This is a genomic window from Mycobacterium sherrisii (assembly GCF_002102355.1).
In the GTDB taxonomy this organism is placed as follows: Bacteria; Actinomycetota; Actinomycetes; order Mycobacteriales; family Mycobacteriaceae; genus Mycobacterium; species Mycobacterium sherrisii.
The window spans coordinates 34,739-49,333 of record NZ_LQPT01000060.1; the positions used below are offsets into that span (position 1 = coordinate 34,739).

The window sequence follows — 14,595 nt, forward strand, 5'->3', positions numbered from 1 at the left end:
CGCTGGCGCGTCGTCACAGCTCGGGTTGGTCAGGATGCTGGTCGCTCATGCGAGACTTCTTGCGGCGCAACAGGACTCGCCTACTGCCGTCGTTGTAGAGACGCACCCGGGTCAGTTCCCAGCCGCGATACTCCGCCTCGATGGACAGCCTGGTGGACGCGCTGAGCCGGGTCACCTCCGGCGGCAGTCGTAGCGGGGCCCATTCGTAGTCGTCGGACATTTCGGTGTCCCAGTCCGCCGGGAGCCGGCTCCATCGCGGCGCGCTCAACGGTTGCCCGCCGCGTGCTCGATGACCTGGATCCCTGCCCCGGAGCCCGACACCACGTACAGGGTGTCCGCTGCTTCGTCATAGGCCAACGAGTTGGGTTGCTGCACTGTTGGGTAACGCACCTTTTCGACGGGAATTCCGGTTGCCAAATCGTAACCAATAACCATATTCGATTCGGTTTGAGACACCCACGCCAACGCGCGCGAACCCGCCAAGCCGTAGGGGCTCTGCCGTACCGGGTACGCCTGCCGCAGGATCAGCGGGGTCCGCGGCGCACAACAGCCGTAGACCAGCAGTTCGCCGCCGCGGGTGTCGGCCACCAGGACGCGCCCCAGCCCGTCGGCGGCCATCGTGGTGGCGCCCTCGCCGGCCCGCAGCGACTGGGCGGCCCGGCCGTCGGGACCGATCGTCGTCACCGAGGTCTGCCCGCGGTCCAGCACCACAGTGGTATTGCCTTGAGTGACAAGCCAATCCACCCTGGCAAAGATCTTGTTCCGGTTCTCGACCGTCGCGGTGCCCGCGTCGCCGGGATGTGCGGCAAGCGTGAACAGGGTGCCGTCGGCGCTGCCCAGCACCAGCTTGCCGTCGGCGCGCTGCGCGATCGCGGTGAAGTCCACATTCGCAAAATCGGCGACCGCCACCCGGGTGGTGCGGCCGGTCGACACTCCCACCCGGAAGTAGCCGCCGCGGGCGGCCAGGTAGGCCGCGCCGTGGCCGTCGCCGGTCAACGCCGTCGCCGGGCCGGGCAGCGCGATGACCCGGGCCCGCGGTGCCGAGCCGAGCACCGCGACCGTGGCCGGGGCTCGTGCATCGGCGCCGGGGACCAGGATGACCAGCTGATGGGTGTCCTCGTCGAAGGCCGCGGCGGACGGGTGCCCGGGCAGCGGGCGCACCGTGCCGGCGGGCGGCACCGCCGCGGGCGGCGACACGGCCGGGCGGGCCGCCTCGATGGTGGGCGGGGTGGTGTCGAGCGGATTCGACGAACAGCCGGTGACCGACGACAGCAAAATCGATAACCCACAAACAATGCGCTGAAATCGCTGTTCACCGTGCCTGTGGCGTGTTAGCAAAACCGACCTCGACGTGGCGGATGGGGAAACTCACATTGTAAGGAACGGTTCCGCATCCAACTGCGCCATGTTGCGCACGCGGGGGCGTTCTGGAGAGGTATCGTCGCAATATGACCGTCATGGCCGACCGGCATACCGCCGGCAATGAGTTTGCTGTCGAGGACATCTCGACAGGAATTTTTGCCAGCGGTTATGGACAAGTTGGTGATGGGCGCAGTTTTTCGTTCCACATTGAGCACCGTTCGCTGATCGTGGAAGTTTACCGGCCGCGCCTTTCCGGGCCCGTTCCACAGGCCGAAGACGTGGTGGCGAGGGCGGTGCGCGGGCTGGTCGATCTCGACGTCACCGACGCGCGCAGTTTGACGGCCGCAGTGCGTGATTCCATCGCCGCCGCGGTGCCCGTCCCGCGTTAGTCGCCGCGGCCCGCGGCGGCCGGTACCAGGTACGGTCGTCGTCGTGACTGCGGTGTTGGCAATGTCTTGGTGGCAGGTCATCGCGCTGTCGGTGGTGCAGGGGCTCACCGAGTTTCTGCCGGTTTCCTCCTCCGGTCACCTGGCGATCGTGTCGCGGGTGTTCTTCGCCGACGACGCCGGCGCCTCGTTCACCGCGGTGACGCAGCTCGGTACCGAGGCCGCGGTGCTGGTGTACTTCGCGCGCGACATCGCGCGCATCCTCAAGGCCTGGTTCGCCGGGCTGGCCGCCGCGTCGCGCCGCGACTTCGACTACTGGATGGGCTGGTACGTCATCATCGGCAGCATCCCGATCTGCGTGCTGGGGCTGTTCTTCAAGGACGAGATCCGCTCGGGGGTGCGCAATCTGTGGGTGATCGCCACCGCGATGGTGGTGTTCTCGGCGGTGATCGCGCTGGCCGAGTACCTGGGCCGGCAGACCCGGCACGGCGAGCAGCTGAACTGGCGGGACGCCCTGGCGGTGGGCACCGCGCAGTGCCTGGCGCTGATTCCCGGCGTCTCGCGCTCCGGGTCGACGATCAGCGCGGGTCTGTTTCTGGGACTGGACCGGGAGCTGTCCGCGCGCTTCGGTTTCCTGCTGGCCATTCCCGCGGTGTTCGCCTCCGGGCTGTTCTCGCTGCCCGACGCGTTTCATCCGGTGACCGCGGGCATGAGCGCGACCGTCCCGCAGCTGGGCGTGGCCATGCTGATCGCGTTTGTCATCGGCCTGTCCGCGGTGGCGTGGTTCCTGCGGTTCTTGGTGCGGCACAGCATGTATTGGTTCGTGGGCTACCGGGTGATTGTGGGAGGCATCGTGCTGATCCTGCTGGCGACGGGCACGGTGGCGGCGACATGACCGTCATCCTGTTGCGGCACGGCCGTTCGACGTCCAACACCGCCGGCACGCTGGCCGGCCGGTCGGAGGGCGTGGACCTCGACGACAAGGGCCGCGAGCAGGCCGCCGGGTTGATCGACAGGCTCGGCGACCTGCCGATCCGGGCCGTGGTCACCTCCCCGCTGCTGCGCTGCCGGCACACGATCGAGCCGCTGGCCGAGCTGCTGTGCCTGGAACCGCTCGTCGAGGAGCGCCTCGCCGAGGTGGACTACGGCGACTGGACCGGCCGCAAGATCGGTGAGCTGGCCAAGGAGGAGCTGTGGCGGGTGGTGCAGGCCCATCCCAGTGCCGCCGTCTTTCCCGGCGGGGAGGGGCTGGCGCAGGTGCAGGCCCGCGCGGTGGCCGCGGTCCGCGAGCACGACCGGCGGCTGAGCGAAGAGCACCAGGGTGACGCGCTGTGGGTGGCTTGCACGCACGGTGATGTGATCAAGTCGTTGATCGCCGACGCCTATGGAATGCACCTGGACGGCTTCCAGCGCGTCACTGCCGACCCGGCCTCGGTAAGCGTCATCCGGTACACCCCGCTGCGGCCGTTCGTGCTGCATGTCAACCACACCGGCGGTCGGCTGGCCGCCGCGCTGCGGGCCGGACCCCCGCCCAAGAGCGACTCCGACGGCGACAAACCCGATGAGCCGCAACAACAACCGACCGAGCCGGTGCCGTCCAGCGACGCGGTGGTCGGCGGTTCGCCAGACTGATACGGGTAATTTTCTGATGCCGCAATCGGATCGCATCGCGCTGCGACGTCAACAGCCGGTATTTTGGGAGATGCCATGCCTCGCGCAATCCACGTATTCCGCACGCCCGACCGCTTCGTGGCCGGGACCGTCGGGCAGCCCGGAAACCGCACGTTCTATATCCAGGCGGTCGGCGACTCCCGCGTCGTCTCGGTGGTGCTGGAGAAGCAACAGGTCGCGGTGCTTGCCGAGCGCATCGGTGCGCTGCTGCTCGAGGTGAACCGCCGGTTCGGCACACCGGTCCCGCCCGAACCGTCGGAGATCGACGACCTCAACCCGCTCATCACCCCGGTGGACGCGGAATTCCGGGTCGGCACCATGGGCCTGGGCTGGGATTCGGAGGCACAGACGGTTGTCGTCGAGCTGCTGGCCGTCACCGACGCCGAGTTCGACGCCTCGGTGGTGCTCGATGACACCGATGAGGGTCCCGACGCGGTGCGCGTGTTCTTGACCCCGGAGTCGGCGCGTCAATTCGCCACCCGATCCACCCGGGTGATCTCGGCGGGACGCCCGCCCTGCCCGCTGTGCGACGAACCGCTGGACCCGGAGGGTCACATTTGTGCGCGCGCCAACGGATACAAGCGCGGCGCGCTGCTCGGGCCAGACGATGAACCCGAGGAATGACGAACGCGAGGTCTTGCGGAACGGCGAGCTGACGGTTCTCGGGCGGATCCGCTCGGCCAGCAACGCCACCTTCCTGTGCGAGTCGACTCTCGGCGAGACCAGCGTGCACTGTGTGTACAAACCGGTGGCCGGCGAGGCGCCGCTGTGGGATTTCCCGGACGGAACGCTGGCCGGCCGGGAACGGTCGGCTTATCTGGTCTCCGCGCAGCTGGGCTGGAATCTGGTGCCGTACACGATCATTCGGCACGGGCCGGCGGGTCCGGGCATGCTGCAGCAGTGGGTGCGGCAGCCCGGTGACGAGGTGGACGCCGACCCCCCGCCGGGCCCGGATCTGGTCGACCTGTTTCCCGCCGGCAAGCAGCAGCCGGGTTATCTGCCGGTGCTGCGGGCCCAGGACTATGCCGGCGACGAGGTCGTTCTGATGCATGCCGACGACATTCGGCTGTGGCGGATGGCGGTGTTCGACGTGCTGGTCAACAACGCCGACCGTAAGGGCGGGCACGTGCTGCGCGACCTCGACGGCCACATCTACGGCGTCGACCACGGTGTGTGCCTGCACGTGGAGAACAAGCTGCGCACCGTGCTGTGGGGGTGGGCCGGCAAGCCGATCGACGATCACATGCTCACGGCCGTCGCCGGTCTGTCCGACGCGCTCGGCGACGACCTCGGCGAGGCGCTCGCCGAACACGTCACCCGGGCGGAAGTCGCCGCCCTGCAACTGCGGGTGCACACGCTGCTGGACAACCCGGTGATGCCCACGCCCAGCCGGCATCGGCCCATACCCTGGCCCGCGTTTTAGCGCTGCGCATCGACGTCGGCGATACTGAACCGGTGACCCCGGGCGCCCCCAAAACGCGGGATGAGATGACCGATGCCGCGTTGGCTGCCGATCTCGCCGCCGACGCGGGGGAGCTGCTGCTGAAGGTCCGGGAGGAGATCGGCTTCGGTCATCCCTGGATGCTGGGCGACGCCGGCGACAGCCTGGCCAACGAGCTGATCCTGCGACGGCTGCGGGCCGAGCGTCCCGACGACGCGGTGCTCAGCGAGGAAGCCTACGACGATCTCAAGCGCCTCGAGCACGACCGGGTGTGGATCATCGATCCGGTCGACGGCACCCGGGAGTTCTCCACGCCCGGGCGCGACGACTGGGCGGTCCACATCGCGCTGTGGCAGCGGCCCACCGATGGGCGACGCGAAATCACCGATGCCGCAGTCTCGTTGCCCGCCCGGGGCAACATCGTGTATCGCAGTGACACCGTGACCGCCAGCCGGGCACGGGTCGGTGTACCGCACACGCTGCGCATTGCGGTCAGCGCCACCCGGCCTCCCGCGGTGCTGCACCGGATGCGCCAAGAGTTGGCGATTCAGCCGGTGGCGATCGGTTCGGCCGGCGCCAAGGCGATGGCCATCATCGACGGCGACGTCGATGCCTACCTGCACGCCGGGGGGCAGTGGGAGTGGGATTCGGCCGCGCCGGCCGGGGTGGTGATGGCCGCCGGCATGCACGCGTCGCGGTTGGACGGTTCGCCGATGCGGTACAACCAGCTCGACCCGTACCTGCCCGACTTCGTGATGTGTCGCGCCGAGGTTGCCCCAATCTTGCTCGACGCCATCCGCAACGCGTGGCGCTGACCGTCGGGCTGGACTTGATTGCCCGCTTCCTTCTCGGCCCACTGCGTGGGCCGCATCGTCACCGGGCTGGACTTGATTGCCCGCCTCCTTCTCGGCCCACTGCGTGGGCCGCATCGTCACCGGGCCTAAAGTCGACAGCATGCAGTCGTGGTCTCCCGCACCGATTCCCGAAGTGCCCGGACGCGGTCCGGAACTGCGGCTGTTCGACACCTCCGACCGCCAGGTCCGTCCGGTGGCGGCCGGGTCGACGGCGAGCATGTATGTCTGCGGGATCACCCCTTACGACGCCACGCATCTGGGCCACGCCGCCACCTATCTGGCGTTCGACCTGATTCATCGGCTCTGGCTGGACCTGGGGCACGACGTCCACTATGTACAGAACGTCACCGACGTCGACGACCCGCTGTTCGAGCGGGCCGCCCGCGATGGCGTCGACTGGCGCGAGCTGGGCGATCGCGAGGTCGCCCTGTTCCGCGAGGACATGGCCGCGCTGCGGGTGCTGCCGCCGCGCGAATACGTGGGCGCGACCGAGGCGATTCCCGAAGTGGTGGAGCTCGTCGAAAAGATGCTGGCGTCGGGAGCGGCCTACGTCGTCGACCCAGAAGTCGGGGAATATCCCGACGTCTACTACCGGGCGGACGCTACGCCGCAGTTCGGCTACGAGTCGGGCTACGACCGGGACACCATGCTGCGGCTGTTCGCCGAGCGGGGCGGCGACCCGGATCGGGTGGGTAAAACCGATCAGCTCGACGCCCTGCTGTGGAAGGCCGCGCGACCCGGCGAGCCCAGCTGGCCGTCGCCGTTCGGCGACGGCCGTCCCGGCTGGCACGTCGAATGCGCGGCGATCGCGCTCAGTCGCATCGGCAGCGGCCTCGACATTCAGGGCGGGGGCCGTGACCTGGTTTTCCCGCACCACGAATTCACCGCCGCGCACGCCGAATGTGTCCGGGGCGAAAGACGATTCGCCCGCCACTACGTGCACGCCGGGATGATCGGCTGGGACGGGCACAAGATGTCGAAGAGCCGCGGCAACCTGGTGCTCGTCTCGGCGTTACGCGCGCAGGGTGTGCCGCCGTCGGCCATTCGGCTGGGTCTGCTGGCCGGGCACTACCGCGCCGATCGGTCGTGGAGTCAGGAGTTGCTCGACGAATCCGTCGCGCGGCTGCAGCGCTGGCGCAGCGCCACGACGCTGCCCGCCGGTCCGGACGCCGCCGACGTCATCGCGCGGGTGCGCAAATATCTGGCCGACGACCTGGACACACCCAAAGCGATTGCGGCACTTGATGGTTGGGCCACCGATGCGCTCGAGTACGGTGGTCACGACGCGGCCGCGCCGAAGTTGGTGGCCGCCGCGATCGACGCGCTACTCGGGGTGGACCTGTAATCGCGGCGACGGTACGTTGACGGCCATGGCATCGCTGCAGGGCAAGGTCGTCTTCATCACCGGCGGCGCGCGAGGCATCGGCGCGGAGGTCGCCCGCCGGCTGCGCCGCCGGGGCGCCCAACTTGTGTTGACCGACCTCGACCGCGCTGCACTGGACACGTTGGCCACCGAGCTCGGCGGCGACGAGCACGTGCTGACCGCGGTGGCCGACGTCCGCGATCTGTCCGCGCTGCAGGCGGCCGCCGACCGCGCCGTGGAACGCTTCGGCGGCATCGACGTCGCCGTGGCGAACGCCGGCATCGCCAGTTATGGGTCGGTGCTGCAGGTCGACCCCGAGGCGTTCAAGCGGGTCCTGGACGTGAACCTGCTCGGCGTGTTCTACACCGCGCGGGCGACGTTGCCGGCGCTGATCGACGGCGCGGTTACCTGCTGATCGTCTCGTCGCTGGCGGCGTTCGCGGCCGCACCCGGGATGGCGCCCTACGACATGTCCAAGGCCGGCAACGAGCACCTGGCGCACGCGCTGCGGCTGGAGATCGCCCATCGCGGCGTCGACGTGGGCGTGGCGCACATGTCCTGGATCGACACCGCGCTGGTGCGCGACACCAAGACCGATCTGCCGTCCTTCGCCAACCTGCTGGCCAAGCTGCCCTGGCCGCTGAACAAGACCACGTCGGTGGACGCGTGCGCAACCGCCTTCGTCAAGGGCATCGAGGCCCGCAAGGACCGCATTTACTGCCCCGGGTGGGTGGTCGCGTTCCGCTGGCTCAAACCCGTGCTGTCCACCCGGCTCGGTGAACTACCCGTACGTCGCACCGCCGCGAAGTTGATGCCGCAAATGGACGACGAGGTCGCCGCGCTGGGCCGGTCCACCAGCACCTACAACGAGGAGTTGGGCAAGGCGTAGCGGCCACGCCGCGCGTCAGTCGGAGTGCTTGTCCGGCAACGGACGTCGCGTCGGCGGGTTGGCGACCGTCGGATAGGGGCCGGTATGGCCGATGCGCTCCCGGGCGGCGGCCAGCACTCGGTTGCGCACCACGAACCAGCCGCCCAACAACGCCGGCACGATGACGACCAACGACGCGACGGTCCAGGTGCCGACCGGTTCGTCGAACGCCATCAAAACCAGAATCGCGGCCAGAAACGCCAACGTCAGGTAACCGCTGTACGGGGTGAACGGCATCCGGAATTGCGGTCGCTTCAACACCCCGGCCTTGGTGAGTTTCACGAAACGCAGCTGGCACAACACGATCGTGCCCCACGACGCGACGATGCCCAGCGCGGCGATGTTGAGCACGATCTCGAACGCTTCACCGGGATTGAACGCATTGAGCCCGATGCCGAACAGGCAGATGACGGCGGTCATCGCGATACCGCCATATGGCACACCGCTTTTCGTCATGTGTGCGGCGAACTTGGGCCCGCTGCCGCTCACCGCCAGCGAGTGCATCACCCGTCCGGTCGAATACAGCCCGGCGTTCAGGCTCGACAGCGCGGCGGTCAGCACCACGATGTTCATCAGGTCGCCGGCCCCGTGAAAACCGATCTTGGAGAAGAACGTCACGAACGGGCTTTCCCCGGCCTTGTAGGCGGTGTAGGGCAGCAGCACCGCCAGCAGCGCGACCGAGCCGACGTAGAAGACCGCGATACGCAGGATCACCGAGTTGATGGCCCGCGGCATGATTTTCTCCGGCTCGGCTGTCTCGCCCGCGGCGGTACCCACCAATTCGACCGCGGCGTAAGCGAATACCACTCCCGAGGCGACCACCAGCAGCGGCAGCGCGCCCGAGGGGAACAGCCCGCCGTTGCCGTCCCATACCCCCGGGCCGGTGTCGTGCCCGTCGATCTTGAAACGTCCGGCCAAGAACACGATCCCGACGATTAGGAAGGCGACCAACGCGAAAACCTTGATCAGTGCCGCCCAGAACTCGAGTTCGCCGAACCACTCCACAGAAATCAAGTTCATCGACAACACGACCACCAGGGCGATCAGGGCAAGCAGCCACTGCGGGATCGCGCCGAACGCAGTCCAGTGGTGCAAATAGGTGGCGATCGCGGTGGTGTCCACGATCGAGGTCATCGCCCAGTTCAGGAAGTACATCCAGCCGACGAGGAAAGCGGCTCTCTCGCCGAAGAATTCGCGCGCGTAGGACACGAACGAGCCCGACGACGGCCGGTGCAGCACCAATTCGCCCAGCGCCCGCAGCATCAGAAAGACGAAGATGCCGCACACCCCGTACACCAAAAACAGCCCGGGCCCGGCCTTGACCAGCCGGCCGCCGGCGCCGAGGAACAGGCCGGTTCCGATGGCGCCCCCGATCGCGATCATCTGCAGCTGGCGCGGTTTGAGGCCCTTGTGGTAGCCGGCCTCCTCGTTGAGGTCGTCCGGGTTGGGGTCCTCCGAGTTGGGGTCTTGCGACGAATGCGAGTCGGGCCCGGGCGAATCCGGGGCGACGCGACGGCTCACCGGCCGAATCCCGGGCGGCGGCGGCGCAGATAACGCTCGAATTCCGCGGCCAGCGCGTCGCCGTCGATCTTGCCCAAGGCGTCGTTGACGTCGATCTCGGCGTCGCCCCGCTGTTCCAGGGACTGGACGTACTCGGCCAGGTCTTCGTCCTCCCCGGCCATCTCCGTGACCGCCTGCTCCCATTCCTCGGCCTGGGCCGGCAGGTCGGCCAGCGGGACCTCGATGTCCAGCACGTCCTCGACGCGGCGCAGCAACGCCACCGTCGCCTTCGGGTTCGGCGGCTGCGACACGTAGTGCGGCACCGCGGCCCAGAACGTCACCGCCGGGATCCCGGCGGCCACGCAGGCGTCCTGGAACACCCCGGCAATCCCGGTTGGCCCCTCGTAGCGGGTTTCCTGCAGCCCGAACCGTTTCGCCGACTCGGGGGAGTAGGCCGCCCCGGACACCGGCACCGGTCGGGTGTGCGGGGTGTCGGCCAGCAGTGCGCCGAGGATGACGACGGTGTCGACATTGAGCTTGTCGGCGATGGCCACCAGTTCGGCGCAAAACGTCCGCCAGCGCATGTTCGGTTCGACGCCGTGCATCAGCACGATGTCGCGATCGCTGCCCGGTGGCCGGCAGTAGGTGATGCGCATCGCCGGCCATACCAATTCCCGGGTCACGCCGTCGACCTGCCGGATGACCGGGCGGTTCACCTGGTAGTCGTAGTACGCCTCGTCGTCGATCTCGATGATCGGATGGGCCTCCCAGATGGCGTCCAAATGTTCCAGCGCATCACTGGCGGCGTCCCCGGCATCGTTCCAGCCTTCAAACGCAGCCACGACGATCGTGTTGTGCAGGTCGGGCAGCGCTGCGGCTTCCGGGCCACGATCCGGCCTACCATTGGGCCTACCATCCGGCCCACCATCATCCGGCCCACCATCATCCGGCACTGTCACAGAATCAGCCTAAAGCCTGCCACGCTACGACGACCCCCGACCGCATCGCACCAGCGCATTTGCATAGGTCGACTATGCTTATGGGGTGATCGCGGCAAGTCAAACTGAGCACACCAGCGACCTGCACAAGCCGAATCACGGTCGACTGCACACTGGTTAACCTTGGTAACTACGACATGCCCGACCAGATCCGCGAGCCGGCGTGCCAGCGGATCGGGGCGGGCTGGGCGTCCGGACGTCGGGTGACGACGTAGACTTTCCTGGTCGAGAGGCGTTGCAACGGTTCGCCGGTTCCTCCGGTGTCCGCCACGCTCGGCAGAGTCAAGGACGCCTTCCGCTACGGAAGGAACGTACGTGAACGCCCCTGTGAACGCTCTGGAGCCGAACATCCGCCCCGACTGCACCGACGAGCTGACGGCAGCACTGCGTCGGCGCATCGTCGTGATCGACGGCGCGATGGGCACGGCGATTCAGCGGGACCGGCCGGACGAGGCCGGCTATCGCGGCGAGCGCTTCAAGGACTGGCCCAGTGATGTGGTGGGCAACAACGACCTGCTCAACCTGACGCAGCCGCACATCATCGAGGGGATTCACCGCGAGTACCTCGAGGCGGGCGCCGACATCCTGGAGACCAACACGTTCAACGCGAACGCGATCTCGCTCTCCGACTACGGGATGCAGGAGCTCAGCTACGAGCTGAACTACACCGGCGCCACGCTCGCCCGCCGGGCCTGCGACGAGTTCAGCACCCCGGACAAGCCGCGCTACGTCGCCGGGGCGTTGGGGCCGACGACGCGGACCGCGTCGATCTCGCCGGACGTCAACGACCCCGGAGCCCGCAACGTCAGCTACGACCAGCTGGTCAGCGCTTATCTCGAAGCCGCCAAGGGCCTGCTCGACGGCGGCGCCGACCTGCTCATCGTCGAGACGATCTTCGACACCCTGAACGCCAAGGCCGCGATATTCGCGATCGAGACGTTGTTCGAGGAGCGTGGCCGCCGTTGGCCGGTCATCATCTCCGGCACCATCACCGACGCGTCCGGGCGGACGTTGTCCGGGCAGGTCACCGAGGCGTTCTGGAACTCGATCAGGCACGCCAAGCCGCTCGCGGTCGGCCTCAACTGCGCGCTCGGCGCGCCGGAGATGCGGCCCTACATCGCCGAGATGTCGCGGATCGCGGATACCTTCGTGTCCTGCTACCCGAATGCGGGGCTGCCCAATGCCTTCGGCGAGTACGACGAGTTCCCGACCCGCCAGGCCAGCTACGTCGCCGAGTTCGCCGACGCGGGCTTCGTCAACCTGGTCGGCGGATGCTGCGGAACGACGCCCGCGCACATCGCCGAGATCGCCAAGGCCGTCGAGGGCAAGCCGCCGCGCCAGGTGCCCCAGATTCCGGTGGCCACTCGCCTGTCGGGCCTGGAGCCGCTCAACATCGACAACAACTCCCTATTCGTCAACATCGGTGAGCGCACCAACATCACCGGCTCGGCCCGGTTCCGCAACCTGATCAAGGCCGAGGACTACGACACCGCCCTGTCGGTCGCCCTGCAACAGGTCGAGGTCGGTGCGCAGGTCATCGACATCAACATGGACGAGGGCATGATCGACGGCGTCGCCGCGATGGACCGATTCACCAAGCTGATCGCCTCGGAGCCGGACATCAGCCGGGTCCCGGTGATGATCGACTCCTCCAAGTGGGAGGTCATCGAGGCCGGGCTGAAGAACGTGCAGGGCAAGCCGATCGTCAACTCGATCTCCATGAAGGAGGGCGAGGAGAAGTTCATCCGCGAGGCACGGCTGTGCCGCAAGTACGGTGCCGCCGTGGTCGTGATGGCCTTCGACGAGCAGGGCCAGGCCGACAACCTGGAGCGCCGCAAACAGATCTGCGGTCGCGCGTACCGGATCCTGACCGAAGAGGTCGGCTTCCCGCGCGAGGACATCATTTTCGACCCGAACTGCTTCGCGTTGGCCACCGGTATCGAGGAGCACGCGACCTACGGAATCGACTTCATCGAGGCCTGCGCCTGGATCAAGGAGAACCTGCCCGGGGTGCACATCTCCGGCGGTATCTCCAACGTGTCGTTCTCCTTCCGGGGCAACAATCCCGTCCGGGAAGCGATCCATGCGGTGTTCCTGTTCCACGCCATCAAGGCGGGCCTGGACATGGGCATCGTCAATGCCGGTGCGCTGGTGCCGTACGACTCGATCGACCCAGAGCTGCGGGACCGTATCGAGGACGTCGTGCTGAACCGTCGCCCGGACGCGGCCGAGCGGCTGCTGGAAATCGCCGAGCGGTTCAACCGCACCGAAAAGGGTGAGGATCCTCAGGCCGCCGAGTGGCGCAGCCTTCCGGTCCGCGAGCGGATCACGCACGCCTTGGTCAAGGGCATCGACGCGCACGTCGACGAAGACACCGAGGAGTTGCGCGCCGAGATTGCCGCGGCGGGCGGGCGGCCGATCGAGGTGATCGAGGGCCCGCTGATGGACGGCATGAACGTCGTCGGCGACCTGTTCGGCTCCGGGAAAATGTTCTTGCCCCAGGTGGTGAAGTCGGCCCGGGTGATGAAGAAGGCCGTCGCATACCTGCTGCCGTTCATCGAACAAGAGAAAGAGCAGAACGGCACTGCTGCGAGCAAAGACACCAACGGCACCATCATCATGGCGACCGTCAAGGGCGACGTGCACGACATCGGCAAGAACATCGTCGGAGTCGTGTTGCAGTGCAACAACTTTGAAGTCATCGACCTCGGTGTGATGGTGCCCGCCGAAAAGATCCTTGCGGCGGCCAGGGAGCACGACGCCGACATCATCGGGCTCTCCGGACTGATCACCCCGTCGCTGGACGAGATGGCCAACTTCGCCGTCGAGATGGAGCGCGAGGGCCTCGAGATTCCGTTGCTGATCGGTGGCGCGACCACCTCGCGCGCCCACACCGCCGTGAAGATCTCACCACGGCGGTCCGGTCCGGTGGTCTGGGTCAAGGACGCGTCCCGCTCGGTGCCCGTCGCGGCCGCGCTGCTCGACGACAAGCAACGCCCGGCACTGCTCGAGGCGACCGAGAAGGACTACGCCTCGCTGCGCGAGCGGCACGCCCAGAAAAACGAGCGGCCGATGCTGACGCTGGAAAAGGCGCGCGCCAACCGGACGCCGATCGACTGGGACGGCTACACGCCACCGGTGCCCGCCCAGGGGCTCAGCGTGCGCGAGTTCTCCCACTACGACCTGGAGGAGCTGCGCCAGTACATCGACTGGCAGCCGTTCTTCAACGCCTGGGAGATGAAGGGCCGCTTCCCCGACATCCTCAACAACCCGGCCACCGGCGAGGCGGCGCGCAAGCTGTACGACGACGCGCAGCAGATGCTCGACACCCTGATCAAGGAGAAGTGGCTGACCGCCAACGGGGTGATCGGCTTCTTCCCCGCGAACGCGGTGGGTGACGATGTCGAGGTCTACACCGACGACACCCGCACCGAGGTGCTGACCACACTGCACAACCTGCGCCAGCAGGGCGAGCACCGCGACGGCATCCCGAACCGGTCGCTGGGTGACTTCATCGCGCCCAAGGAGACCGGTCTGGCCGACTACATCGGCGCCTTCGCCGTCACCGCGGGCCTGGGCAGCCAGGAAAAGATCGCGGAGTTCAAGGCGGCCCTCGACGACTACAGCGCCATCCTGCTGGAATCGGTCGCCGACCGACTGGCCGAGGCGTTCGCCGAACGGATGCACGAACGGGTCCGCAAGGAGTTTTGGGGATACCAGCCCGACGAGCAGCTGGACAACGACGCGCTGATCGGCGAGAAGTACGTCGGAATCCGTCCGGCCCCCGGCTACCCGGCCTGCCCGGAGCACACCGAGAAGGTGACGCTGTGGCAGCTGATGGACGTCAAGGAGCGCACCGGCATCGAACTCACCGAGTCGATGGCGATGTGGCCCGGCGCCGCGGTCAGCGGCTGGTACTTCTCGCACCCGCAGTCGCAGTACTTCGTGGTCGGCCGGTTGGGTCAGGACCAGGTCGCCGATTACGCCAAGCGCAAGGGGTGGACGTTGGCCGAAGCCGAGCGCTGGCTAGCCCCCAACCTGGGCTACAACCCCGAGGACTGAGCGCCGGCGCCTTTGCTGCACCACCCCGGCG

At 67.6% G+C, this 14,595-nt stretch carries 13 protein-coding genes and 1 pseudogene; 9 read left to right on the top strand and 5 right to left on the bottom strand.

Going from position 1 to position 14,595, the window contains the following annotated elements; all coding sequences use genetic code 11:
• Positions 1-13 precede the first annotated feature (13 nt).
• Positions 14-220 (bottom strand): DUF5703 family protein, encoded by a 207-nt coding sequence (locus AWC25_RS09855; RefSeq protein WP_069400421.1) that lies wholly within the window; start codon positions 218-220, stop codon positions 14-16.
• Between the two features lie 44 nt (positions 221-264).
• Positions 265-1,338 carry a YncE family protein gene (locus AWC25_RS09860; protein ID WP_085166711.1) on the bottom strand — a complete coding sequence of 358 codons (1,074 nt, stop codon included), beginning with the start codon at positions 1,336-1,338 and terminating at the stop codon, positions 265-267.
• Positions 1,339-1,448: 110 nt separating this feature from the next.
• On the opposite strand from AWC25_RS09860, the gene AWC25_RS09865 reads away from it, so the two are divergent.
• The 8 genes and pseudogenes from AWC25_RS09865 to AWC25_RS09900 all read left to right on the top strand — a co-directional run bounded on the left by AWC25_RS09865 (position 1,449) and on the right by AWC25_RS09900 (position 7,965).
• Positions 1,449-1,751: a hypothetical protein gene (locus AWC25_RS09865; RefSeq protein ID WP_069400419.1), complete on the top strand. Its 303-nt coding sequence runs from the start codon at positions 1,449-1,451 to the stop codon at positions 1,749-1,751.
• Between the two features lie 61 nt (positions 1,752-1,812).
• Complete coding sequence (locus tag AWC25_RS09870; protein ID WP_085166712.1) at positions 1,813-2,643, top strand: undecaprenyl-diphosphate phosphatase; 831 nt, start codon at positions 1,813-1,815, stop codon at positions 2,641-2,643.
• On the top strand, positions 2,640-3,380 hold the full coding sequence (locus AWC25_RS09875; RefSeq protein WP_069400417.1) for a histidine phosphatase family protein: 741 nt from the start codon (positions 2,640-2,642) through the stop codon (positions 3,378-3,380). Before AWC25_RS09870 ends, AWC25_RS09875 begins: the two co-directional genes overlap by 4 nt.
• Before the next feature lie 75 nt (positions 3,381-3,455).
• Positions 3,456-4,043 (top strand): DUF3090 domain-containing protein, encoded by a 588-nt coding sequence (locus tag AWC25_RS09880; RefSeq protein ID WP_069400416.1) that lies wholly within the window; start codon positions 3,456-3,458, stop codon positions 4,041-4,043.
• Positions 4,027-4,842, top strand: a complete 816-nt coding sequence (locus tag AWC25_RS09885; RefSeq protein WP_069400415.1) for an SCO1664 family protein — start codon at positions 4,027-4,029, stop codon at positions 4,840-4,842. The genes AWC25_RS09880 and AWC25_RS09885 overlap by 17 nt, the downstream gene beginning before the upstream one ends.
• Positions 4,843-4,907: 65 nt before the next feature.
• Positions 4,908-5,675, top strand: a complete 768-nt coding sequence (locus AWC25_RS09890) for a 3'(2'),5'-bisphosphate nucleotidase CysQ (RefSeq protein ID WP_069400476.1) — start codon at positions 4,908-4,910, stop codon at positions 5,673-5,675.
• Between the two features lie 139 nt (positions 5,676-5,814).
• Positions 5,815-7,059: a cysteine--1-D-myo-inosityl 2-amino-2-deoxy-alpha-D-glucopyranoside ligase gene (gene mshC, locus AWC25_RS09895; protein WP_069400475.1), complete on the top strand. Its 1,245-nt coding sequence runs from the start codon at positions 5,815-5,817 to the stop codon at positions 7,057-7,059.
• A 25-nt stretch (positions 7,060-7,084) separates the two neighbouring features.
• Positions 7,085-7,965 (top strand): annotated as a pseudogene (locus AWC25_RS09900) (SDR family oxidoreductase).
• A 15-nt stretch (positions 7,966-7,980) separates the two neighbouring features.
• On the opposite strand, the gene AWC25_RS09905 reads toward AWC25_RS09900, so the two are convergent.
• From AWC25_RS09905 to AWC25_RS26785, 3 genes are all read right to left on the bottom strand, one after another.
• Positions 7,981-9,525 carry an amino acid permease gene (locus AWC25_RS09905; RefSeq protein WP_244899487.1) on the bottom strand — a complete coding sequence of 515 codons (1,545 nt, stop codon included), beginning with the start codon at positions 9,523-9,525 and terminating at the stop codon, positions 7,981-7,983.
• A complete protein-coding gene (locus tag AWC25_RS09910; RefSeq protein WP_069400473.1) occupies positions 9,522-10,373 on the bottom strand; it encodes a PAC2 family protein in 852 nt (283 codons plus the stop codon). The genes AWC25_RS09905 and AWC25_RS09910 overlap by 4 nt, the downstream gene beginning before the upstream one ends.
• A 259-nt stretch (positions 10,374-10,632) precedes the next feature.
• Positions 10,633-10,773: a hypothetical protein gene (locus AWC25_RS26785; protein WP_157118300.1), complete on the bottom strand. Its 141-nt coding sequence runs from the start codon at positions 10,771-10,773 to the stop codon at positions 10,633-10,635.
• Positions 10,774-10,817: 44 nt separating this feature from the next.
• On the opposite strand from AWC25_RS26785, the gene metH reads away from it, so the two are divergent.
• Positions 10,818-14,564, top strand: coding sequence for a methionine synthase (metH, locus tag AWC25_RS09915; RefSeq protein ID WP_085166713.1), 3,747 nt, complete (start codon positions 10,818-10,820; stop codon positions 14,562-14,564).
• The last annotated feature ends 31 nt before the right edge of the window (positions 14,565-14,595 follow it).

Coding starts and splice junctions, on each gene's coding strand:
- AWC25_RS09855 (WP_069400421.1), bottom strand. CDS start 220: ATGTCCGACGACTACGAATGGGCCCCGCTACGACTGCCGCCGGAGGTG.
- AWC25_RS09865 (WP_069400419.1), top strand. CDS start 1,449: ATGACCGTCATGGCCGACCGGCATACCGCCGGCAATGAGTTTGCTGTC.
- AWC25_RS09870 (WP_085166712.1), top strand. CDS start 1,813: ATGTCTTGGTGGCAGGTCATCGCGCTGTCGGTGGTGCAGGGGCTCACC.
- AWC25_RS09875 (WP_069400417.1), top strand. CDS start 2,640: ATGACCGTCATCCTGTTGCGGCACGGCCGTTCGACGTCCAACACCGCC.
- AWC25_RS09880 (WP_069400416.1), top strand. CDS start 3,456: ATGCCTCGCGCAATCCACGTATTCCGCACGCCCGACCGCTTCGTGGCC.
- AWC25_RS09885 (WP_069400415.1), top strand. CDS start 4,027: ATGAACCCGAGGAATGACGAACGCGAGGTCTTGCGGAACGGCGAGCTG.
- AWC25_RS09890 (WP_069400476.1), top strand. CDS start 4,908: ATGACCGATGCCGCGTTGGCTGCCGATCTCGCCGCCGACGCGGGGGAG.
- mshC (WP_069400475.1), top strand. CDS start 5,815: ATGCAGTCGTGGTCTCCCGCACCGATTCCCGAAGTGCCCGGACGCGGT.